Here is a 21,364-nt window from a genome sequence, read left to right on the forward strand (position 1 = left end):
TGTTCGTTCGCAGACCCAGAGGAGTGATTGCCCGTGACTTCCACCGACACCGTTCGCCGTGGACTGTTCGGCGTGTTCGCAGGCGGCCTGCTCACCTTCGGCGCGGTCGCGATCATCGCCCCGGTGGCCCGCGCCGAGCCGGCTCTGGGGCCGGTCTTCACCTCGGACTGCTCGGCCGCCAGTGTCGCCGGCACCGTGAGCACCGCAGCAGCCTCGGAGGGTGCGTACCTGACGGCCAACCCGCAGACCAACGAGGCGCTCTCCACGATGTCGGCCCAGCCTCAGCCGGAGGCCCAGCAGGCGTATGTGACGTACCTCAAGGACAACCCGCAGGTCCAGCGTCAACTGGAGGCCATCTACGAACCGGTCGGCTCACTGAAGCAACGCTGCGGCATCACTGTGACGCCCACTCCCGTCGCCCAGGCGGTGTGGACCGTACAAACCCCGCAGCTCCCGAGCGCGCCGGAGCCCGACAACGCGGGGGACTCCGAGGCGCCGACGGCCTGATCGTCGACCGCCGACCACTGACCGTGCGTTCCTGCGGGAGGCACGATCAGTGTGTGTCGGGGGTGTCGGAGACGATGGGGTCATGGTGACCCGCGACGACGCGCAGAAGATTCTCGAACAGCTGGCGGGTCCGGGTGCGCAGCTGCGCGACGACCAGTGGACGGCGATCGAGGCGCTGGTGGTACACCGGCGACGTGCGCTGGTGGTGCAACGTACCGGGTGGGGGAAGTCGGCGGTCTATTTCATCGCGGCCACCCTGCTGCGTCGCAACGGTCACGGCGCCACGGTCATCGTCTCGCCGTTGCTCGCGTTGATGCGTAACCAGGTCGCGTCGGCGGAGAAGGCGGGGGTGCGTGCCGCAACCATCAACTCGAGCAACATGACCGACTGGGACGGCATCCATGCTCGGGTGCGTGACGGCGATCTCGACGTCCTCCTCGTCAGCCCGGAACGGCTGAACAATCCCGACTTCCGTGACTCCGTGTTGCCCGAGCTCGCACGCGACGCCGGCCTCGTCGTCGTGGACGAGGCGCATTGCGTCTCCGACTGGGGCCATGATTTCCGCCCCGACTACCGCCGCATCCGCACGCTGCTCGCCGACCTCGGCAGCGATGTTCCGGTCCTCGCCACGACGGCCACCGCCAACGACCGAGTGGTCGCCGACGTCGCTGCGCAGCTCGGCGTCGGCGGCCGTGACACGCTGGTGCTCCGCGGGGGTTTGGATCGGGAATCCCTGCGGCTGTCGGTCGTCACCGCCGGTAACCCCGCGCAGCGCGCCGCCTGGCTGGCCGCACATCTCGGCGAGCTGCCCGGCTCGGGCATCGTCTACACCCTGACCGTGGCCCAGGCTCAGGACGTCGCTGCGCTGCTGCGCGAGCGGGGCTATCCGGTCGCGGCGTACACGGGCGCCACCGACGCCGCCGAACGGGAGCAGCTCGAAGCGGATCTGCTGGGCAACCGCGTGAAGGCGCTGATCGCCACGTCGGCACTGGGCATGGGGTTCGACAAACCCGATCTGGGATTCGTGGTCCACCTCGGTGCGCCGTCGTCGCCGATCGCGTATTACCAGCAGGTCGGCCGCGCCGGCCGTGCCACCGAGCGTGCCGAGGTGATCCTGCTGCCCGGCCACGAGGACGCCGACATCTGGCGGTATTTCGGGTCTCTGGCGTTTCCGCCGGAACAGTTGGTGCGCAAGGTGATTCGTGAGCTGGACGTGGACCGTCCGCTGTCGACGGCGGCGCTTGAGCCGCTCGTCGACCTCAATCGTTCCCGGCTCGAGATGGTGCTCAAGGTCCTCGACGTCGACGGGGCGGTCCGCAGGGTCAAAGGCGGCTGGACAGGCACCGGCGAGCCGTGGGAGTACGACGAGCAGCGCTATCGGACTCTCGACGAGGCACGCCGCCGAGAGCAGCGGGCCATGCTCGACTACCAGGCCACCCAGCGGTGCCGGATGGCGTTCCTGCGCGCCCAACTCGACGATCCGACACTGACGCCCGACGAGCGCTGCGGACGGTGCGACAACTGCACCGGTGAACGTGTCAGCGGCGACGTCGCCGCGTCCGACTCCGAGGAGATCCGCGCCGCACTGATGCGTCCCGGGGTCGAATTGGCGCCGCGCAAGCAGTGGCCGACCGGCCTCGCCAAGCTGGGGATCGAGCTGTCGGGCCGGATCACCGACGGACCGTCGCCCGGCCGCGTCGTCGGGCGGCTCACCGACCTGGGCTGGGGTGCACGGCTACGGGCGCTGCTCGACGGGCCCGACGCCGAGGTGCCAGACGATGTGGTGAGCGCCGCGGTGAAGGTGCTCGCGGCGTGGAACTGGACGACGCGGCCGACCGCGGTGATGGCGCTCGACTCGGCCACGCATCCGCTGCTGATCACCTCGCTGCGCGCGCGGTTGGCCGAGCTGGGCAGGCTCACCGATCTCGGCACTCTGCAGTACACCCCAGGCCACCGGCCCGTCGGCGCCGCGAACTCGGCCTACCGCGTCGCGGCACTGCACGGCGCGTGGTCGGTTCCCGACGCCGTGCCCGACGGCCCGGTGCTGCTGGTCGACGACCGCACCGACACCGGGTGGACGATGACGATGGCGGCCCGCGTCGTACGCGCGGCCGGCGCCGCTGACGTGCTCCCGTTCGCGCTGGCCGCTACGTCCTAGCCGGTGCCGGACGTCCGGGTCTGGCGCCGCCGAGCTGCGCGGTCACCGCGTCGGCGGCGGCGACCACCGCGCGCGCCCGTTCGCCGATCTCGCGCTCGGTCAGCGCCGTGCCGATGTGCATCGAAGCCACCATGGCCTGGCGCCGGTGCTGATCGAAGACGGGGGCGGAGATCACGCTGATGTCGTGGCGAGTCCGTGCCCGCCTGTCCTCCTGCAACGACACGCGTTCGCCGATGTCGGAGACCAGCTCGCCCAGCAGCGCCCGCAGTTCGTCGGGCAGCGTGGCCGACATCCCGGCCATCAGCGCGTACAGCCGCCGACCGGCCGGCGTCTGTCGTTCCACCAGGTAGCCGTCCGCGCGACACGCGGTGATCACGCGGTGCAACCGCTGAGTGTCGGTGCGCAACGGAATCGTCGGTTCCTTGGCCAGCCACGCCCGGGCGGCGAGATCGTCCCACAGCACGAACATCAGTCCGACCGGCGGCGCGAACGGATAACTCTGGCCCACTTCGACACCGGGGTGCGCTCCGGCCGGGCTGACCAGGTCGAGCACGGTGATGCGATCGTCGATCACCGCCGACAGCGCTGCGGTGACCCCGAACCGGGTGGACAGGCGGCGTAGCTCGTCGCGCGCGGCCGGGCTGACCCGCATCGCCTCCTGGGCGCGGTGGCCGAGCGTGATCAGGGCCGGTCCCAGCCGATAGGTCTTGTCGGTGTCGTCGCGCACCAGGTAGCCGGCCTCGGCAAGCGAGGTGACGATGCCCAGGCAGGTGGGCTTGCTCAGGCCGAGGCGGCGTGCCAGATCCGAGACACCGAAGCGTTCCGTCGGTCGTGCACCGAGGAATTCGAGGATCGCGACGACCCGGTCGGTGGGCGGCGAGACGCGGCGGGCAGTCGGCGGCACCTTACGAACGGTACATATTTGGAACGCCACGGTCGATATATTGACTCCTGTTAGAACGCGTTCTAATTTCGGGGGCGTGCACGCACAGCCGCTGATCGACGCCATCGCCGAGGCCGAGGCGCTCGTCGTCGCCGCGCCCTTCATCGAATCCGACGCCGACCTCCTCGAAGGTCTGCAGTACTTCGCCGGATGCGTGGCGGCCTGCACGCACGTCGCCTTCGACTACGACCGCGACCACCCGTTCCTGCACAGCGGAACCGGTCCGTTCACCAAGATGGGCCTCGACAATCCCGACACGCTGTACTTCGGTACCCGCGTCGTGCCGGGCCACGAGTACGTGGTGACCGGTCGTCGCGGCACGACGACCGATCTCAGTTTCCAGATGCTCGGCGGCGAGTACACCGACGACAACGTCCCGGACAGCGAGACGGCGTTCGACGATCGCGAACTCGACATCGCGCCCGACGGCACCTTCGAGTGGCGGGTGGTGCCGAAATCGCCCGCGCAGTTGGTGATTCGTGAGGTGTACAACGATTGGTCGGCGCAGCGTGGCACGTTGGCGATCGCACGCACCGACACTGCGGGCACCGCACCGCCGCCGCTGACCCCTGAGCTGATGGAGAAGCGGTTCTCGGTCGCGGGCAAGCAGTTGGTGCAGCGGGTCAAGACCTGGCTGCAGTTTCCGCAGTGGTTCTACGACACGCTGCCGGTGAACACGATGGTGCCGCCGCGGCTCACCCCGGGTGGGTTGGCCACCCAGTATTCGTCGGTCGGCCACTTCGATCTGGCGCCCGATCAGGCCATGGTGATCACCGTGCCGGTCTCCGATGCGCCCTACATGGGCTTCCAGCTCGGCAGTCTCTGGTACATCTCGCTGGATTACATCAACCACCAGACCTCGTTGAACGGGACACAGGCGCAGGCGGATCCGGACGGCTTCATCCGAATCGTCGTGTCGGACGACAATCCCGGTGTGACGAACTGGGTCGAAACACTCGGACACCGCAAGGGTTACCTGCAGTTCCGGTGGCAACGGGTGTCGCGGCAGATGACCGAGGCCGACGGTCCGACGGTGGCGGTGATGGACCTCGACGACGTCGCCGGTGCACTGCCGTACCACAAGGACAACGTGATCTCCTCCGACGACTGGCGGGCGCGAATCGCTCTGCGTCAGCGGCAGATCGGCTACAGGATGGTGGGATAGCGATGGGCATGCTCGAGAACAAGGTCGTGCTGATCAGCGGCGTCGGACCGGCGCTGGGCACCACGCTGGCGCGGCGATGCGCACAGGAGGGCGCTGATCTGGTGTTGGCCGCACGGACCGTCGAGCGGCTCGAGGGTGTAGCGGGGGAGGTCGAGGGCCTCGGTCGGCGCGCGGTGTCGGTGGGTACCGACATCACCGACGAGGCGCAGGTGAGCAATCTCGTCGAGAAGTCGCTCGAGGCGTACGGCAGGGTCGATGTGTTGATCAACAATGCGTTCAAGGTGCCGTCGATGAAGCCGTTGGCCAAGACCAGCTTCGACCACATCCGGGAGACGTTCGAGCTCACGGTGCTCGGGGCGCTCCGGCTGATCCAGGGGCTGACGCCGACGCTGGCCCAGGCCAAGGGCTCAGTCGTGAACGTGAATTCGATGGTGGTGCGGCATTCCGATCCCAAGCAGGGCGCGTACAAGATGGCCAAGTCGGCGCTGCTGGCCATGTCGCAATCGCTGGCCAGCGAGCTGGGCGGCCAGGGTATTCGGGTGAACTCGGTTCTGCCGGGCTATATCTGGGGCGGCACGCTGCAGGGTTACTTCGAGCACCAAGCCGGCAAGTACGGCACGACCGTCGATGAGATCTACAAAGCGGCGGCGGTCAACTCCGATCTCAAACGGCTGCCCACCGAAGACGAAGTGGCTTCGGCGATCTTGTTCATGGCCAGCGACCTGTCCAGTGGGATCACCGGACAGGCATTGGATGTCAACTGCGGGGAGTACAAGGCGTGAGTTCCTCCGCCCGCACGAATGTCGGCACCGTCGAGGATCTGCACGCCTCAGCGGTGAAGGCCTGCGGACTCGACGATTTCGGTAGCGACGACGACAACTATCGCGAAGCGCTGGCCGTCCTGCTCGAGTCCTATCAGCGCGATGCCGACCTGACCGAGTTCGGCAGTAAGATGCAGCGGTTCTTCGTGCGCAACGCTTTGGTGGCGCGGCTGGTGTCGGAGGCGGCGTTCAAGCAGTATCCCGAACACGTCGACGTGCCGATCGAGCGGCCGATCTTCGTCACCGGCCTGCCACGCACCGGCACCACCGCGGTGCACCGGTTGCTGGCCGCCGATCCGCGTCACCAGGGCCTGGAGCTGTGGCTCGCAGAGTTTCCGCAGCCCCGGCCGCCTCGCGAAACCTGGTCGCAAAACCCGGTTTTCCAGCAGCTGGATGCGCAGTTCAGCAAGGCGCATGCGGAGAACCCGGACTACACCGGCCTGCACTACATGACCGCCGACGAGGTGGAGGAGTGCTGGCAGCTGCTGCGGCAGTCGCTGCATTCGGTCAGCTACGAGACGTTGGCTCACCTGCCGACCTACTCGCAGTGGCTCGCGCGGCAGGATTGGACGAAGCCCTACCAGCGGCACCGCAAGAACCTCCAGCTGATAGGGCTCAACGACGCCGAGAAGCGCTGGGTGCTGAAGAATCCGAGTCATCTGTTCGCGCTCGATGCGCTGTTCGCGACATACCCCGACGCGCTGGTGATCCAGTGCCACCGACCGGCAGAGACGATCATGGCGTCGATGTGCTCACTGGCACAGCACACCACCGAGGGGTGGTCGCACAGCTTCCACGGCAGGGTGATCGGGGAGGATTCGCTCGAGACGTGGTCTCGGGGGCTGCGGTTGTTCAGCGCCGAGCGGGCCAAGCACGATCCGGCGCAGTTCTACGATCTCGACTACTTCGCGCTGATTAAGGATCCGGTGTCCGCCGTCGAGGACATCTACCAGGCGTTTGGTATCGAGTTCACCGACGAGGCACGGCACGCCGTCGTGCAGACCCACGAGAAGAGCCAGCAGGGCCCACGAGCCCCGAAACACACTTATTCACTGGCGGATTACGGGCTGACCGAAGACCAGGTCAAAGAACAGTTCGCCGGCCTGTAGCCCGGCCCTTTTCCGCCCAAACCAACGAATGGGCGCACTTGTGCGGGTGGATCGCGCCATTTCGTCGATCTCGGCGCCACGCTCGAGATCGACGAAATGGCGAACTTCACTCGCACGAATCCGCCTGAACGTGAGTTTGGGCCAGAGTGGACAGGCAGCCCGTCAGCCGTCGCCTGGGGAGGGTGCGCTCGAGTACTCCTCGAGACACCCCTCGGCCACGGCGTGGCGAATGCTGTCAGCCAGTCGCGGGCATGCTCGTTCGCGGGCGGGATCGCCTCCAGACGAACGGATCTCGGCGAAATGCGCGCAGCGCTGCGTCGCCTCGCTCGTCCACTGGACCGAGGTGTGCGCCGGCCCGAGTTTCTTGACGCGCACCGCGACATGACAGAAACGGCAGTCCACCGACGCCAGCCCGGAGTTCAGGTAGCGCTCGCGATCGGCCTGACTGCTCGCACGCACCGCGGCCGCACGCTCCGGATCCGACGCGAAATCCGGTGCCTTACCCCAACTCCGGCTCGAACCCGGATTGTGACCGTGCTCGTGCTCCTCGTCGTCGTGGCCGTGCAACAGCAGCATCGACTTGGCGAGGCGGTCCACATCCGGAGTGTCTGTCACGTCGACTGCTTCTCCGCGTCCCTTGCCTTCAGGTTCTCCTCGACTTCGACGTTCCACTTCTGCACCGCAGCCGTGGTGTCGACCTCCATCTCGAACCGGTCGGTCATCTCCGGTGTCACATCGGCGACGTCGACGTAGAACTGCTGGTACCACCGGCGCATCTGGTACACCGCGCCGTCTTCCTCCACCAGCAGCGGGTTGTCGATGCGGGTCTTGTGCTTCCAGATCTCCACGTCCTGCAGGAAGCCCTTGCTGACCCCGTCGGTGAAGGCGTCGGCCAGCTTCTCGGTGGTCTTGTCGTCCAGCCCCTTGGGCTTCTCGACGATGACGCCCCACTGCAGCATGAACGAATCCTGGGTCACCGGGTAATGGCAGTTGATCAGGATCGACTCGGCCTTGAAGTCGCCGTAGGTGTTGTGCAGCCAGTTGATCATGAACGACGGGCCGAAGTAGCTCGCCTCGGAGTCGAGCTTGGCGTCGCCGTACGCGGTGCCCATGTCGTTGATGTCGGGTCGGCCCACGTTGTGGAGGTACTGAGACGCGATGTGGCCCTCGAAGACGTTCTTGAAGTACGTCGGCAGGCCGAAGTGGATGTAGAAGAAGTGCGCCATGTCGGTGACGTTGTCGATGATCTCGCGGCAGTTGCTGCCCTCGATGAGCATCGAGTTCCACTTCCAGTCGGTCCACTCGCCGCTGGCCCACTCGGGGATCTCGGGGATGCGCACTTCGTCCTGGGGTGGATTGCCCTCGTGGTCGTGCCACACGAACAACAGGCCGCCCCGGACATCGGTGTGCCAGGCGCGCGTGCGCGCCAGCCGTGGCGTGCGCTTGGCGTAGGGCACGAGCTTGCATTTGCCGTCGCCGCCCCACCGCCAGTCGTGGAACGGGCAGGCCACCTCGTCGCCCTTGATCGTGCCCTGGGCGAGGTTGCCGCCCATGTGCCGGCAGTAGCCGTCGAGGATCTTCACCTCGCCCGCCGAGTCGGCGAAGACCACCAGCATGGTGCCGAAGATCTCGATGCCGTGCGGCTTGCCGTCGAGGTAGTCCTTCACCGGTCCCAGGCAGTGCCAGCCGCGCGCGAAGCGGTCGGGCAGCGTGCCGGTGTCGATCTCGCGAATGCTCGCGGTTCCCGCCGTGTCGGTGCTCACCTGGGGCCTCCCCAATCTTGCTCGAATTAGAACACGTTACAGTTTTTCGCCGCCGCCGCGCAATTGGCGGACTGTCACCAGGGCAAAACGTTGCGCATCTCACCCTGATCATCGGGGTACCCGGCTGGCCGTGATCACACGTTCCTCGATATAGTGCACACCGTGTCCACTATTACCGACCCGGCCAGGCTGACCGGGACCCGTCGGTGGCTGGCGGTCGCCGCGGCGACGTTCGCGATCGCCTGGGGTGGCAACGAGTTCACCCCTCTGCTGGTCATGTATCGCACGGGAGAGGGCTTCTCCGGGCTGACCGTCGACCTGCTGCTGTTCGCCTATGTGCTCGGCATCGTGCCGGCCCTGCTCATCGGCGGCCCGCTGTCGGACCGCTTCGGGCGCCGCCCTCTGATGCTCCCTGCGCCGCTGCTGGCCGCGGGGGGCTCGCTCATCCTCGCCGCCGGCGCCGACTCCGCGGTGGTCCTCGCTGTCGGCCGCGTGTTCAGCGGGCTGGCGCTCGGACTCGCGATGGCCGTCGGCGGCAGCTGGCTCAAGGAACTGTCCGCACCGCCCTACGGCGACGGCACCGCGGGCGCCCGGCGCGCGGCGATGAGCCTGACCGCCGGTTTCGGTCTGGGCGCCGCCGCCGCGGGCGCGCTCGCACAGTGGGGCCCCGCGCCGACCGTACTTTCCTATGCGAGCAACGCGGCCCTGGCCTTCGCGGCGGCGGCAGTGCTCACCGTCGCGCCCGAGACGCGCGAACGCCACGAGACCTCGAGTCCGTGGTGGGCCGACCTGGTGATCCCGACGGCGGCGCGGCGTCGCTTCCTGCGCGTCGTCCTGCCCGTCGCGCCATGGGTCTTCGGAGCCGCGGGTTCGGCGTACGCCGTGTTGCCGGCGCTGCTGACGGACCGTGTGCCGCACGCGCCGATCGCGTTCTCCGCGCTGCTGTGTGTCGTCGCGCTCGGGGTCGGCTTCGGCGTGCAGCAGGCCGGACGGTCGCTGGGCGCTGACGGTCCGCGGGGTGTGCCGACCGCGCTGCTGCTGTTGGCGGCGGGAATGGTGTGCGCTGCGTGGGCGGCCGCCGCGCTGACGGTGACGGCGGCGCTGATCGCCGCCGCGGTGCTCGGCGCTGGTTACGGCATGGCGCTTTTGGCGGGCCTTCAGGAGGTGCAACGGCTCGCCGGCCCCGACGATCTGGCGGGCATGACGGCGATCTTCTACAGCCTGAGTTACCTGGGTTTCGGCATTCCTGCCGCACTGTCTCTGCTGGCGGAGGCCGGTGTGTCCTATCCCGCGATGTTCGGCGCCGGCGCCGTGTTGGCCCTCGGCTGCCTGATTGTGGTGATGAGCGGCACCCGACGGTCCTAGGGTTTGTCCATGGCCAACCGTCGCGGACGTCCGCGGAGCGAGGCCGTGCGCGGCGCCATCCTCACCGCAGCAGCCGAATTGGCCGCCGAAGGTGGCTCGGGCGCGGCGACCATCGACGCGATCGCCCGTCGGGCCGAGGTCAGCCGCACGACGATCTACAAATGGTGGCCATCGGCGTCGGCGATCGTGCTCGAGGGCCTACTGGAGTCGGTGCGGGAGTCGATCGTGCGGCCTCCGGGCAGCACCACGATCGAGGCGCTCATCCATCACGTCAGCGCACTCAACGCCATCCTGGCCGATCCCGGCGTCGGGGCGCTGCTGCGCAACGTGATCGCGGCGGCCGCCGGCGATCCGGCGATCCAGACGGCGCTGCTCGCCCAGTGGATCGAACCCCGGCGCGGTGCCGTCGTGGACGCGCTGACCGACGCGGTCGCGGTCGGAGAACTGTCGGGCGACACCGACATCGAGGTGGTGGTGGACGCGTTGGTGTCACCGCCGTACTACCGGCTCGTGTTCGGGATGCCGCCGCTGTCCGAGCACGGGGTGCGTGCGCTGGTCGACGCGGTGTGGACCGGCTGCTCCTAGGTGTCCTGCCAGCCGGAGTGGATGTAGGTGTCGGCGAACCGCTTCAGCGAGTCCTTCTTCTGCTCGATCGGAGCGTCGAAGCCCAAGCCGTCGAACACCCACGGGATCACGATGTTATCGGTGACGCCGGACTCGGCCAGCTCCCGGTGCCCGTCGACGCCGAACTTGTCGATGCAGACGGCCTGATACTCGTACGGTCCGTCGGCGCGGCCGTATTCGGCCCTCAGCGCTTCGATTTTGCCGATCGTCTCCGCCAGCTCCGCCCCGGTCATCATCGCGCTGGTCCACCCGTCGCCGATCCGTGCCGCCCGTCGCAGCGCGACGTCGGTGTGACCACCCACGTAGAACGGCACCGGCTCACTGGGGGCGGGACTCATCTGCAGCCGGTCGAAGTCGTAGAAGTCGCCGTGGAACTCGACCATGCCGCCGCCGAGCACGAGCTTGATCACGTCGATCATCTCGTCGACACGCTTGCCCCGCTTGGCGTAGGGAACGCCGCACCACTCGAATTCCTCCGGCGCCCAGCCGATTCCGACGCCGAAGCCGAACCGGTTGCCGGTGAGGTTGGCCACCGAGCCCACCTGGCGGGCCAACAGCAGCGGATTGCGCGAGCCCAGCTTCATCACGTTGGTGTAGAAGCGCAGCGTCGAGGTGACCGCACCCATCGCGCCGGCCGCGATCAGCGGGTCCACCCACGGGGTGTTCTCGTCCCACATCCGCGACCCGTCGGGTGTGTACGGGTAGTCCGCCGACTGCTTCTCCATGTAGAACAGCGAATCGGGCAGCGCGATTGCGTCGAATCCGACCTCTTCTGCGGTCCGGGCGATCTCGAGCAGCTGGTCGATGGGACCCATCGCCACGCTGCAGGTGTACTTCATCACGCGCCCGGCTTGTCGCCGGGTTTGTCACTGGAGACCACCCACATCGAGTAGTACTGCGCCCCACCGCCGTACGCGTGCCCGAGAGCCTTGCGGGCACCGGGCACCTGGTGGTCGGCGCCCTTGCCCATCACCTGGATGGCGGACTCGGCGAACCGGATCATGCCGGATGCGCCGATCGGGTTGGATGACAGCACCCCACCGGACGGGTTGAACGGGATGCGCCCACCGATGGCGGTCTCCCCGGCTTCGGTCAGCTTCCAGCCCTCGCCCTCCGGGGCGAAACCGAGACTCTCCAACCACATCGGCTCGTACCAGGAGAACGGCACGTACACCTCGGCCACGTCGATCTCATCGATCGGGCTGGTGATTCCGGCCGACTTCCAAAGCGCCGCTGCCGCGTCGCGGCTGGCCTGGGGATTGACCTGATCGCGGCCGGCGTAGGCCAGCGGTTCGGTGCGCAACGCGGTCGCGTGCACCCAGGCGACCGGGTGTCCCTCGGCGACACGCGCATCCGCGCTGGCCTCGTCGCCGATCACCATCGCCGCCGCGCCGTCCGACGACGGGCACGTCTCGTCGTAACGGATCGGATCCCACAGCATCGGAGAGGACATCACCTTCTCCAGCGTGATGTCGGGCTGGTGCAGATGGGCCAGCGGGTTCTTGACCGCGTTGAGCCGGTCCTTGACCGCGACCATCGCGCCGATGTGCGTGGGGGCACCGGAACGGCGGATGTAGGCGCGCACGTGCGGGGCGAAGTACCCGCCCGCCCCGGCACCGACGGGCTTGGTGAACGGCACCGGAATGCTCAACGCCCACATGGCATTGGACTCCGACTGCTTCTCCCACGCCATCGTGAGCACCCGGCGGTACTTGCCCGACTGCACCAGGCTCGCGGCCACGATCGCCGTGGAACCGCCCACCGATCCCGCCGTGTGCACGCGGATCAGCGGCTTGTTCGTCGCCCCCGTCGCGTCGACCATGAACAGCTCGGGCATCATGACGCCCTCGAAGAAGTCGGGCGCCTTGCCCACCACGACGGCGTCGATGTCGGCGAACGTGACGCCGGCATCGGCCAGCGCGCGATCGATGGCCTCGCGCACCAGGCCGTTCATCGACACGTCGGTGCGCTTGGCGACGTATTTGGTCTGGCCCGTACCCAGCACGGCGGCGAGATGTTTGGCCATGATCACTTACCCTCCAGGACGGCGACCAGATTTTGTTGCAGCGCAGGCCCGCTCGTCGCGTGTGCGAGGACGCGGGAGGCCTCACCGGCGAAGATGTGGCGGGCGGCCTCACCGATCCGCTCCAACCCCGTCGAGAACATCGGGTTCGCGGCCAGCGCACCGCCGCTCGGGTTGATCGTCGTCGAATCACCCAGCCCGATCGCCTCCTTCAGCATCAAGTGCTGGTGGCTGAACGGCGCGTAGATCTCCGCGATGTCGATCGACGACGTGTCCCCGCCGGTGGCCGCCTGGGCCGATGCTGCCGTGGACGGCGAGGCGGTGAGATCGCGGGCGCCGAGCACCGGGGTCTCGATGCGATGCTCGATGCCGGTGATCCATGCGGGTCGTTCGCGGAGCTCGCGGGCCCGATCGCCGGCGGCCAGCACGATCGCCGATGCGCCGTCGGTGATCGGCGCGATGTCGTGGCGGCGCAACGGTTCTGCGAAGTAGGGCTGGGAGAGCAGCTCGTCGACGCTGCTCCCGGACTGCAGACGGTCCACGCGGGGGGACGCCTGCTGGGCGTCCAGCGCCACCTGGGCCATCTGCTCGGCCGTCCACTTCCCGGAATCGAGGCCCAGACGCGCCTGCAGGCCGGCCATGCTGACGGAGTCGGGCCACAGCGGGGCCACGGTGTATGGGTCGGTCTGCAGGGCGAGCACGCGGCGCAGCGTGCCCGCGCTGGACTTGCCGAAGCCGTACACAAGGGCCGTCTCCACCTCACCGGTGAGGATCTTGATGTAGGCCTCGTACAGCGCCCACGCGGCGTCCATCTCGACGTGGGATTCGTTGATCGGCGGCACCGCGCCGATCGAATCGATCGCCGAGATGAACGAGAAGGCGCGCCCGGCAAGGTAATCCGACGATCCGGAGCACCAGAAGCCGATGTCGGACTTCGTGATGCCGAGATCCTCGTAGATCTCGGCGAAGCACGGCATCAACATCTCGACGCCGTTGGTGGTGCCGTCGGTGCGGCGCACGTGCGGAGCGTGCGCGAACCCGACCACTGCTACGTCAGTCATTGTGTGTGTGCCCCTCTAAAGGTGATGCTTGTAGGAGTCGTACTCGGCGTCGGGTTCGCCGGTCGGCCGGAAGTACTCGATGTTGTCGATGCCCAGGCCCCACTGGTCCTGCGGCTTCCACACCGCTTCGACGCGCATGCCCATCCGCACCTTGTCGGCCTCGATGTCCGAGACGAGGTGCAGCACAGGGATGTCGGCCCCGTCGAGCAGCACGTAGGCGGCGACGTAGGGCGGCTTGATGCGCTGGCCCGCGAACGGGATGTTGATGATCGCGAACGTCGTGACGGTGCCTTTGTCGGACACCTCGATGAACTGGTCGAGCGGCTGACCGGTTGCCGGGTTGGCCTCTTTCGGCGGGAAGTACACCTTCCCGTCCTCCCCGGACCGCGCCCCCAGCAGGGTGCCCTTCTCGAGAGCGCGCAGGAACGTGCTCTCGGGAAACGATGCGGTGTGCTGGATTTCGATCGCCGACGGGGAGATCACCATGGTCACCGGATCGAGTCCCTCGGCAGGCGCCGGAGTCTCCTCCGCCTGTTCGCCGAGCTCGAAGTACGCGATGTCGGTGATCGCGCCGACGGTGTCCTCAGCCCAGTGCACGTGCACGCGGGCGCCGGTCGTGACCGCCTCGGGTCCGTCGGCGGCCACGGCGTGCAGTAGGGCGGTGTCGGCGCCGTCGAGGCGGATCAGTGCCCACGCGAACGGACGGTCCAGCGGTTGGCCCTCCAACGGGTGCGCCTGCCACGTCCAGGACAGCACGGTGCCGACGCTGGACACCGGAACGACCTCGGTCAGGGCCTCGGAGGTGACGGGGTCATACTCAGCGGGCGGAACGTGGACCCGGCCGTCGGAACCACGGACCCCGACAACGCGTCGCTCACGCAGAGCGGTGAAGAATTCACCGAGGAGTGGTCCCACTGAACGGGTGTAGTCGAACGAGAGCCTCAGCGGCGCTGACAGCGGCGGCTCATGGGGATCGATCTGCACCGGACTGCTTTGGCTGGTGGTCACGGCATCGAGTAGAACAGGTTCTAAGAATGGTTTCAAGAACGGGTGTGGAGGCGACCGCATGAAGTTGGGATTGCAGCTCGGATACTGGGGCGCACAGCCGCCGGAGAACCATGCCGAACTCGTCGCGGCCGCCGAGGAGGCGGGCTTCGACACGGTGTTCACCGCCGAGGCGTGGGGCTCCGACGCGTACACGCCGCTGGCGTGGTGGGGCCGCGAGACCAGCCGGATGCGGCTGGGCACGTCGGTCATCCAGCTCTCCGCCCGCACCCCCACCGCGTGTGCGATGGCGGCCCTGACGCTCGATCACCTCTCCGGCGGCAGGCACATCCTCGGGCTGGGTGTGTCCGGGCCGCAGGTCGTCGAGGGCTGGTACGGCGCGAAGTTCCCCAAGCCGTTGGCCCGCACCCGCGAGTACGTCGACATCCTGCGCCAGGTCTGGGCGCGCGAGGCCCCGGTGCACAGCGACGGCCCGCACTATCCGCTGCCGCTGACCGGTGAAGGGACCACAGGGCTGGGCAAGAACCTCAAGCCGATCACCCATCCGCTGCGCGCCGACATCCCCGTCATGCTGGGCGCCGAGGGACCCAAGAACGTCGCGCTGGCCGCCGAGATCTGCGACGGCTGGCTGCCGATCTTCTATTCGCCGCGCATCGCGTCGATGTACAACGAGTGGCTCGACGAGGGCTTCGCGCGGCCCGGTGCGCGACGCACCCGGGAGACATTCGAGATCTGCGCGACCGCGCAGGTCGTCGTCACCGACGACCGGCCCGCGATCATGGAGCTGATGAAGCCGCACCTGGCGCTCTACATGGGCGGAATGGGCGCCGAGGACACCAACTTCCACGCCGACGTGTATCGCCGGATGGGGTACGCCGAGGTCGTCGACGACGTGACGAAACTGTTCCGCAGTGACCGCAAAGACGAGGCGGCGAAGATCATTCCCGACGAGCTGGTCGACGATTCCGCGATCGTCGGCGACCTGGCATTCGTGCAGGAGCAGATCAAGGCCTGGGAGGCCGCCGGGGTGACGATGATGGTGGTGGGTGCCCGGTCGACCGACCAGATCCGGGATCTCGCCGCGCTGGTGTAGACAGATCTTGCTGACTGTCTAGAACACGTTCTAGATTGGCGGTGTGAGCCAACACACCATTGCCGGGACCGTGCTGACGATGCCGGTGCGGGTGCGCACCGCGCACCAGCACACCGCCATGTTCGTCGTCGACGCCGATGCCGCGCAGCGAATGATCGACTACAGCGGGCTACGGGTGTGCCGTTTCCTGGGCAATCGCGCGATGGCCGTGCTCATGCTGATGCGCTACGAGGACACCGACCTCGGGCAGTACTGGGAGTACGGCACCAACGTGATGGTGAACCCGCCGGGCTCTGATGCGACAGGCCTCGCCGCGCTGCAGTCGGCCGGTGCGTTCGTTCACCATCTTCCCGTCGACCAGTCGTTCACGCTGGAGGCGGGCCGCACCATCTGGGGTTATCCGAAGGTGATGGCGGACTTCACCATTCGTGACGGCCGACGGTACGGCTTCGACGTCACCATCGACGGCGCGCACGTCATCTCGATGGACTTCGCGCCGGGTCTGCCGGTGCCCGGCCGGTTCACCGCGCGCCCGCAGGTGCATTCGACGTACTCCTACGCCGACGGTGTGATCCGGGAGACGCCGGGGGAGATGCGGATGACGGGGGTGCGTTATCGACCCGGCGGCGTCCGCGTCCGCCTGGGCACCCACCCTTACGCCGCCGAACTCGCGGCACTGGGATTGCCGAAACGCGCCCTGGTGTCCAGTTCGGCTGACAACGTGGACATGACTTTTGCCGACGCCAAGGAGATCGTGTGACCGCCATGCAGATGGGCATTGCCCCCGCCAAGCCCGACGTCGATCTGGCCGACGGCAACTTCTATGCCGACGGACGGGCAGCGCGCGAGGCCTATGCGTGGATGCGCGCCAACCAGCCGGTGTTCCGCGACCGCAACGGCCTGGCCGCCGCGACGACCTATCAGGCGGTGCTCGACGCCGAGCGCAACCCCGAATTGTTCTCCAGCACAGGCGGCATCCGCCCCGACCAGCCCGGCATGCCGTACATGATCGACATGGACGACCCAGCCCACATCCTGCGGCGCAAACTGGTGAACTCGGGCTTCACCCGTAAGCGCGTGATGGACAAGGTGCCCTCGATCGAGCGGCTCTGCGACGCGCTGATCGATGCGGTGTGCGAGCGCGGGGAGGCCGACTTCGTCCGCGACATCGCCGCACCGCTGCCGATGGCCGTCATCGGCGACATGCTGGGGGTGCTGCCGTCCGAACGCGACAAACTGCTGGAATGGTCCGACGACCTGGTGTGCGGGCTGTCGTCCACGGTGGACGAGCAGACGATCCAGAAGTTGATGGAGACCTTCGCCGCCTACACCGCCTTCACCATGGAGGTGATCGCCGACCGGCGCGCCAACCCGACCGACGACCTGTTCTCGGTGCTGGTCAACGCCGAGGTCGAAGGCCAGAAGATGAGTGACGACGAGATCGTCTTCGAGACGCTGCTGATCCTCATCGGCGGCGACGAGACCACTCGCCACACGCTCTCCGGCGGCACAGAACAGCTGCTGCGGCACCAGGATCAGTGGCAGCGGCTCTGTGCCAATCTGGAATTGCTGCCCGGTGCCATTGAGGAGACACTCCGCTGGACATCGCCGGTCAAGAACATGTGCCGGACGCTGACCGCGGACACCGAGTTTCATGGGACGTCGTTGAACGCCGGCGAGAAGATCATGCTGATGTTCGAGTCGGCCAACTTCGACGAGTCCGTGTTCGACGATCCGCACACCTTCCGGATCGATCGAAACCCGAACAGCCACTTGGCCTTCGGCTTCGGCACCCATTTCTGCCTGGGTAATCAGCTGGCGCGCCTCGAGCTCAAGATCATGATGAGCAAGGTGCTGACGCGGCTACCCGACCTGCGGCTGGCCGACGAGGGCATGCTGCCGCTACGGCCGGCGAACTTCGTCAGTGGACTGGAGTCGATGCCGGTGGTGTTCACGCCGTCGGCGAAGGTGCTCTGACACTCACCCCGGCCGCCGAGTGTGCGTCCTGATACGCCCGCCGCGGGCGTGTGGCGGATAAAACCGCACACTCGCGGCGGGTTACTTCATCTGGAAGTTGGGGGCCCGCTTCTCCTTGAACGCCCGCGGGCCTTCCTTGGCGTCCTCGGAGAGGAACACCGGGATGCCGTTGGCGGTGTCGGGCTTGAACGCCTCCTCCTCGTGCATGCCCTCGGTCTCGCGGATCGTCTTGAGGATCGCCTGCACAGCGAGCGGACCGTTGTTGTTGATCACCTCAGCGATCTCGAGCGCCTTGTCGAGCGCGCCGCCGTCGGGCACCACGTGACCGATCAGACCGTAGGACAGTGCCTCGGCGGCGGTGATGTGACGACCGGTCAGCAGCAGATCGCACGCGATCGTGTAGGGGATCTGGCGCACCAGCCGCACGGCGGACCCACCCATCGGGTACAGGCTCCACTTCGCCTCGGAGATGCCGAACTTCGCGCTCTCACCGGCGATGCGGATATCGGTGCCCTGCAGGATCTCCGTACCGCCTGCGATCGCGGGCCCCTCGACGGCCGCGATCAGCGGCTTGGTCAACCGCCGGCCCTTCAGTAGCGCCGGGATCGAGGAGGGGTCGTAGCTGCCATCTTTGAAGGAGTCGCCCGGCGGCTTCGCCGAGGCGGCCTTGAGGTCCATGCCGGCGCAGAAGTAGCCACCCGCGCCGGTCAGGATGCAGCTGCGGATCTCCGGATCGTCGTCGACGCGATCCCACGCCTCGACCATGATCGCCATCATCTCGCCGGACAGCGCATTGCGTGCCTGTGGCCGGTTCATCGTGACGATCAGCGTGTGTCCGCGCTGCTCAACCAGGCAGTCGGGCTGCTCTTGCGAATTCTGCGCGTCACTCACGGATCAGGCCGCCTTCCAGCGTCGTTGCCATAGACTTGTCTGGAAATGTAACACGTTCTAGTTTAGAGCCGTGGCCCTGAACATCGCCGATCTCGCCGAGCACGCCATCGACGCCGTGCCTGACCGTGTCGCCCTCATCTCGGGCGACGAGCAGCTCACCTATGCCGAGCTCGAGGAGAAAGCCAACCGGCTCGCGCACTACCTCCTCGATCAGGGCGTCAAGAAAGACGACAAGGTCGGGCTCTACTGCCGCAACCGTATCGAGATCGTCATCGGCATGCTGGGCATCATCAAGGCCGGCGCGATCCTGGTGAACGTCAACTTCCGCTACGTCGAAGGCGAGCTGAAGTACCTGTTCGACAACTCCGACATGGTCGCGCTGATCCACGAGCGCCGCTACGCCGACCGGGTGGCCAACGTGCTGCCCGAGACCCCGAACGTGAAGACCATCCTGGTCGTCGAGGACGGCACCGACGAGGACTTCCAACGCTATGGCGGGGTGGAGTTCTACGCGGCGCTCGAGCAGGGCTCACCCGAGCGGGACTTCGGTCCGCGCAGCGAGGACGACATCTATCTGCTCTACACCGGCGGTACCACCGGCTTCCCCAAGGGCGTGATGTGGCGCCACGAGGACATCTACCGAGTCCTGTTCGGCGGCACCGACTTCGCCACCGGCGAACCGATCGCCGACGAGTACGACCTCGCCAAGCAGGCGGCGGCGAATCCGCCGATGGTGCGCTACCCGATCCCGCCGATGATCCACGGCGCCACACAGTCCGCCACCTGGATGTCACTGTTCACCGGCCACACCACCGTGCTCGCGCCCGAATTCGACGCCGACGCGGTGTGGCGCACCATCCACGAACACAAGGTCAACCTGCTGTTCTTCACCGGTGACGCAATGGCCCGTCCTCTGCTGGACGCGCTGCTCGCACATCAGGACGCCGGGAACCAATACAACCTCGATTCGCTGTTCCTGCTCGCCAGCACCGCCGCGCTGTTCTCCACCAGCCTGAAGGAGAAGTTTCTCGAGCTGCTGCCCAACCGGATCATCACCGATTCGATCGGCTCGTCGGAGACGGGCTTCGGCGGCACCAGCGTGGTGGCCAAGGGGCAGTCGCACACCGGCGGCCCGCGCGTGACGATCGACAAGAACACCAAGGTGCTCGACGGGGACGGCAACGAGATCGAGCCGGGATCGGGTAAGCGCGGCATCATCGCCAAGTGCGGCCACATCCCGGTCGGCTACTTCAAGGACGAGAAGAAGACGGCCGAGACGTTCCGCACGTATCACGGTGTGCGATATGCCATTCCGGGCGATTACGCCGAGGTGGAGGCCGACGGCACCGTGACGATGCTGGGCCGCGGTTCGGTGTCGATCAACAGCGGTGGGGAGAAGATCTACCCCGAGGAGGTGGAGGCCGCGCTCAAGGGTCATCCCGACGTGTTCGACGCGCTCGTCGTCGGTGTGCCCGACCCCCGGTTCGGGCAGCACGTGGCAGCCGTGGTGCATCCCCGCGAGGGAAGCAAGCCGACGCTCGCCGACCTCGACGCGTTCGTGCGCAGTGAGATCGCGGGGTACAAGGTGCCGCGCAGCCTGTGGCTGGTCGACGAGGTGAAGCGATCGCCGGCAGGCAAACCCGATTACCGGTGGGCCAAGGACGTGACCGAGGCGCGGCCGGCCGATGAGGTCCACTCCAAGCACGTCGCCACCAGCTCCTAGGCAGGAACCATCATGAGAACCGAACTCTGCGATCGCTTCGGCATCGAGTACCCGATCTTCGTCTTCACCCCGTCGGAGAAGGTGGCCGCAGCCGTCACCAAGGCCGGTGGACTCGGGGTGCTCGGGTGCGTGCGCTTCAACGACGCCGACGACCTCGAGAACGTCCTGCAGTGGATGGACGCCAACACCGACGGCAAGCCGTACGGCGTCGACATCGTCATGCCTGCCAAGGTGCCGACGGAGGGCACGTCGGTCGACATCAACAAGCTCATCCCCGCCGCGCACCGCGAGTTCGTCGACAAGACCCTCGCCGACCTCGGGGTGCCGCCGCTGCCCGCCGACGAGGAACGCTCCGAAGGCGTTCTGGGATGGTTGCATTCGGTGGCGCGCAGCCACGTCGAGGTCGCGCTCAAGCACCCGATCAAGCTGATCGCCAACGCGCTGGGCTCCCCGCCCAAGGACGTCATCGACCAGGTCCACGAAGCCGGCGTGCCGATCGCCGCGCTGGCGGGCTCGGCCAAACATGCTCTGCGGCACGCTGAGAACGGCGTCGACATCGTCGTCGCCCAGGGCCACGAGGCCGGCGGGCACACCGGCGAGATCGGGTCGATGGTGCTGTGGCCGGAGATCGTCGACGCCCTCGATGGCAAGACGCCGGTGCTCGCCGCCGGCGGCATCGGCACCGGGCGGCAGGTCGCTGCGGCGCTGGCCCTTGGCGCGCAGGGAGTCTGGATGGGCTCAGCCTTCCTCACCTCGGCCGAGTACGACCTCGGCGTCCGCCTGGACTCGGGCCGGTCGGTGATCCAGGAGGCCATGCTGACCGCGACGTCGGCCGACACCGTGCGCCGCCGCATCTACACAGGCAAGCCGGCGCGGCTGCTCAAGAGCCGCTGGACCGACGCGTGGGACGCCGACGGCGCACCCGAGCCGCTTCCGATGCCACTGCAGAACATTCTGGTCAGCGAGGCGCATCAGCGGATGAGCGAATCGAGCGATCCGACCGCGGTCGCGATGCCCGTCGGGCAGATCGTGGGCCGCATGAACGAGATCCGGCCCGTCGCCGACATCATCGCCGAACTGGTGAGCGGTTTCGACGAGGCCACGAAACGTCTGGACGGCATCCGCGGGGCCTGAGC

The 21,364-nt window shown here is 67.4% G+C and carries 20 protein-coding genes; 12 read left to right on the forward strand and 8 right to left on the reverse strand.

Annotated features, from left to right (window positions below):
* Positions 1-33 precede the first annotated feature (33 nt).
* Positions 34-507 carry a hemophore-related protein gene (locus tag MHN84_RS15735; protein ID WP_241205470.1) on the forward strand — a complete coding sequence of 158 codons (474 nt, stop codon included), beginning with the start codon at positions 34-36 and terminating at the stop codon, positions 505-507.
* 82 nt (positions 508-589) lie between these two features.
* Entirely contained in the window at positions 590-2,665 is a 2,076-nt protein-coding gene (locus MHN84_RS15740; RefSeq protein WP_241205471.1) for an ATP-dependent DNA helicase RecQ, read from the forward strand.
* Here MHN84_RS15740 and MHN84_RS15745 read toward each other — a convergent pair.
* Positions 2,655-3,569: an IclR family transcriptional regulator gene (locus MHN84_RS15745; RefSeq protein WP_241205472.1), complete on the reverse strand. Its 915-nt coding sequence runs from the start codon at positions 3,567-3,569 to the stop codon at positions 2,655-2,657. The genes MHN84_RS15740 and MHN84_RS15745 overlap by 11 nt on opposite strands.
* 76 nt (positions 3,570-3,645) lie before the next feature.
* Between MHN84_RS15745 and MHN84_RS15750 the strand changes: the two genes are divergently transcribed.
* Genes MHN84_RS15750 through MHN84_RS15760 form a run of 3 tightly spaced genes read left to right on the forward strand, consistent with a single transcriptional unit; the run spans position 3,646 to position 6,703 of the window.
* On the forward strand, positions 3,646-4,773 hold the full coding sequence (locus MHN84_RS15750) for a hypothetical protein (RefSeq protein ID WP_241205473.1): 1,128 nt from the start codon (positions 3,646-3,648) through the stop codon (positions 4,771-4,773).
* 8 nt (positions 4,774-4,781) lie between these two features.
* Entirely contained in the window at positions 4,782-5,555 is a 774-nt protein-coding gene (locus MHN84_RS15755; protein WP_241205498.1) for an SDR family oxidoreductase, read from the forward strand.
* Positions 5,552-6,703, forward strand: coding sequence for a sulfotransferase (locus MHN84_RS15760; protein ID WP_241205474.1), 1,152 nt, complete (start codon positions 5,552-5,554; stop codon positions 6,701-6,703). The genes MHN84_RS15755 and MHN84_RS15760 overlap by 4 nt, the downstream gene beginning before the upstream one ends.
* 162 nt (positions 6,704-6,865) lie before the next feature.
* Here the strand turns inward: MHN84_RS15760 and MHN84_RS15765 are convergent, their stop codons facing one another.
* Both MHN84_RS15765 and MHN84_RS15770 read right to left on the reverse strand, forming a co-directional pair.
* Positions 6,866-7,318: a hypothetical protein gene (locus MHN84_RS15765; RefSeq protein WP_241205475.1), complete on the reverse strand. Its 453-nt coding sequence runs from the start codon at positions 7,316-7,318 to the stop codon at positions 6,866-6,868.
* Positions 7,315-8,466 carry a Rieske 2Fe-2S domain-containing protein gene (locus MHN84_RS15770; RefSeq protein ID WP_241205476.1) on the reverse strand — a complete coding sequence of 384 codons (1,152 nt, stop codon included), beginning with the start codon at positions 8,464-8,466 and terminating at the stop codon, positions 7,315-7,317. Before MHN84_RS15770 ends, MHN84_RS15765 begins: the two co-directional genes overlap by 4 nt.
* A 171-nt stretch (positions 8,467-8,637) precedes the next feature.
* On the opposite strand from MHN84_RS15770, the gene MHN84_RS15775 reads away from it, so the two are divergent.
* Both MHN84_RS15775 and MHN84_RS15780 read left to right on the forward strand, forming a co-directional pair.
* Positions 8,638-9,831, forward strand: a complete 1,194-nt coding sequence (locus MHN84_RS15775) for an MFS transporter (RefSeq protein ID WP_374238375.1) — start codon at positions 8,638-8,640, stop codon at positions 9,829-9,831.
* A gap of 9 nt (positions 9,832-9,840) precedes the next feature.
* Positions 9,841-10,416, forward strand: a complete 576-nt coding sequence (locus MHN84_RS15780; RefSeq protein WP_241205478.1) for a TetR/AcrR family transcriptional regulator — start codon at positions 9,841-9,843, stop codon at positions 10,414-10,416.
* Here MHN84_RS15780 and MHN84_RS15785 read toward each other — a convergent pair.
* The 4 genes from MHN84_RS15785 to MHN84_RS15800 are packed head-to-tail and all read right to left on the reverse strand — an operon-like array spanning position 10,413 to position 14,547.
* A complete protein-coding gene (locus MHN84_RS15785) occupies positions 10,413-11,294 on the reverse strand; it encodes a TIGR03619 family F420-dependent LLM class oxidoreductase (RefSeq protein ID WP_241205499.1) in 882 nt (293 codons plus the stop codon). The genes MHN84_RS15780 and MHN84_RS15785 overlap by 4 nt on opposite strands.
* Positions 11,294-12,481, reverse strand: a complete 1,188-nt coding sequence (locus tag MHN84_RS15790) for a thiolase domain-containing protein (protein ID WP_241205479.1) — start codon at positions 12,479-12,481, stop codon at positions 11,294-11,296. Before MHN84_RS15790 ends, MHN84_RS15785 begins: the two co-directional genes overlap by 1 nt.
* A 2-nt stretch (positions 12,482-12,483) precedes the next feature.
* Positions 12,484-13,539, reverse strand: coding sequence for a thiolase domain-containing protein (locus MHN84_RS15795; RefSeq protein WP_241205480.1), 1,056 nt, complete (start codon positions 13,537-13,539; stop codon positions 12,484-12,486).
* Between the two features lie 15 nt (positions 13,540-13,554).
* Positions 13,555-14,547, reverse strand: a complete 993-nt coding sequence (locus MHN84_RS15800; protein WP_241205481.1) for a Zn-ribbon domain-containing OB-fold protein — start codon at positions 14,545-14,547, stop codon at positions 13,555-13,557.
* Positions 14,548-14,605: 58 nt separating this feature from the next.
* Between MHN84_RS15800 and MHN84_RS15805 the strand changes: the two genes are divergently transcribed.
* Genes MHN84_RS15805 through MHN84_RS15815 form a run of 3 tightly spaced genes read left to right on the forward strand, consistent with a single transcriptional unit; the run spans position 14,606 to position 17,614 of the window.
* Positions 14,606-15,637: an LLM class F420-dependent oxidoreductase gene (locus tag MHN84_RS15805; protein ID WP_241205482.1), complete on the forward strand. Its 1,032-nt coding sequence runs from the start codon at positions 14,606-14,608 to the stop codon at positions 15,635-15,637.
* Positions 15,638-15,680: 43 nt separating this feature from the next.
* On the forward strand, positions 15,681-16,397 hold the full coding sequence (locus tag MHN84_RS15810; protein ID WP_241205483.1) for an acetoacetate decarboxylase family protein: 717 nt from the start codon (positions 15,681-15,683) through the stop codon (positions 16,395-16,397).
* An 11-nt stretch (positions 16,398-16,408) separates the two neighbouring features.
* Positions 16,409-17,614: a cytochrome P450 gene (locus MHN84_RS15815; RefSeq protein WP_241205500.1), complete on the forward strand. Its 1,206-nt coding sequence runs from the start codon at positions 16,409-16,411 to the stop codon at positions 17,612-17,614.
* 81 nt (positions 17,615-17,695) lie between these two features.
* Here MHN84_RS15815 and MHN84_RS15820 read toward each other — a convergent pair whose 3' ends face one another.
* Positions 17,696-18,505: a crotonase/enoyl-CoA hydratase family protein gene (locus MHN84_RS15820; RefSeq protein WP_241205484.1), complete on the reverse strand. Its 810-nt coding sequence runs from the start codon at positions 18,503-18,505 to the stop codon at positions 17,696-17,698.
* 70 nt (positions 18,506-18,575) lie between these two features.
* On the opposite strand from MHN84_RS15820, the gene MHN84_RS15825 reads away from it, so the two are divergent.
* Positions 18,576-20,228, forward strand: a complete 1,653-nt coding sequence (locus tag MHN84_RS15825; protein WP_241205485.1) for an acyl-CoA synthetase — start codon at positions 18,576-18,578, stop codon at positions 20,226-20,228.
* Between the two features lie 12 nt (positions 20,229-20,240).
* Positions 20,241-21,362, forward strand: a complete 1,122-nt coding sequence (locus tag MHN84_RS15830) for a nitronate monooxygenase family protein (protein WP_241205486.1) — start codon at positions 20,241-20,243, stop codon at positions 21,360-21,362.
* Positions 21,363-21,364 lie beyond the last annotated feature (2 nt).

It is taken from the genome of Mycobacterium sp. PSTR-4-N (assembly GCF_022348085.1).
Taxonomy (GTDB): Bacteria; Actinomycetota; Actinomycetes; order Mycobacteriales; family Mycobacteriaceae; genus Mycobacterium.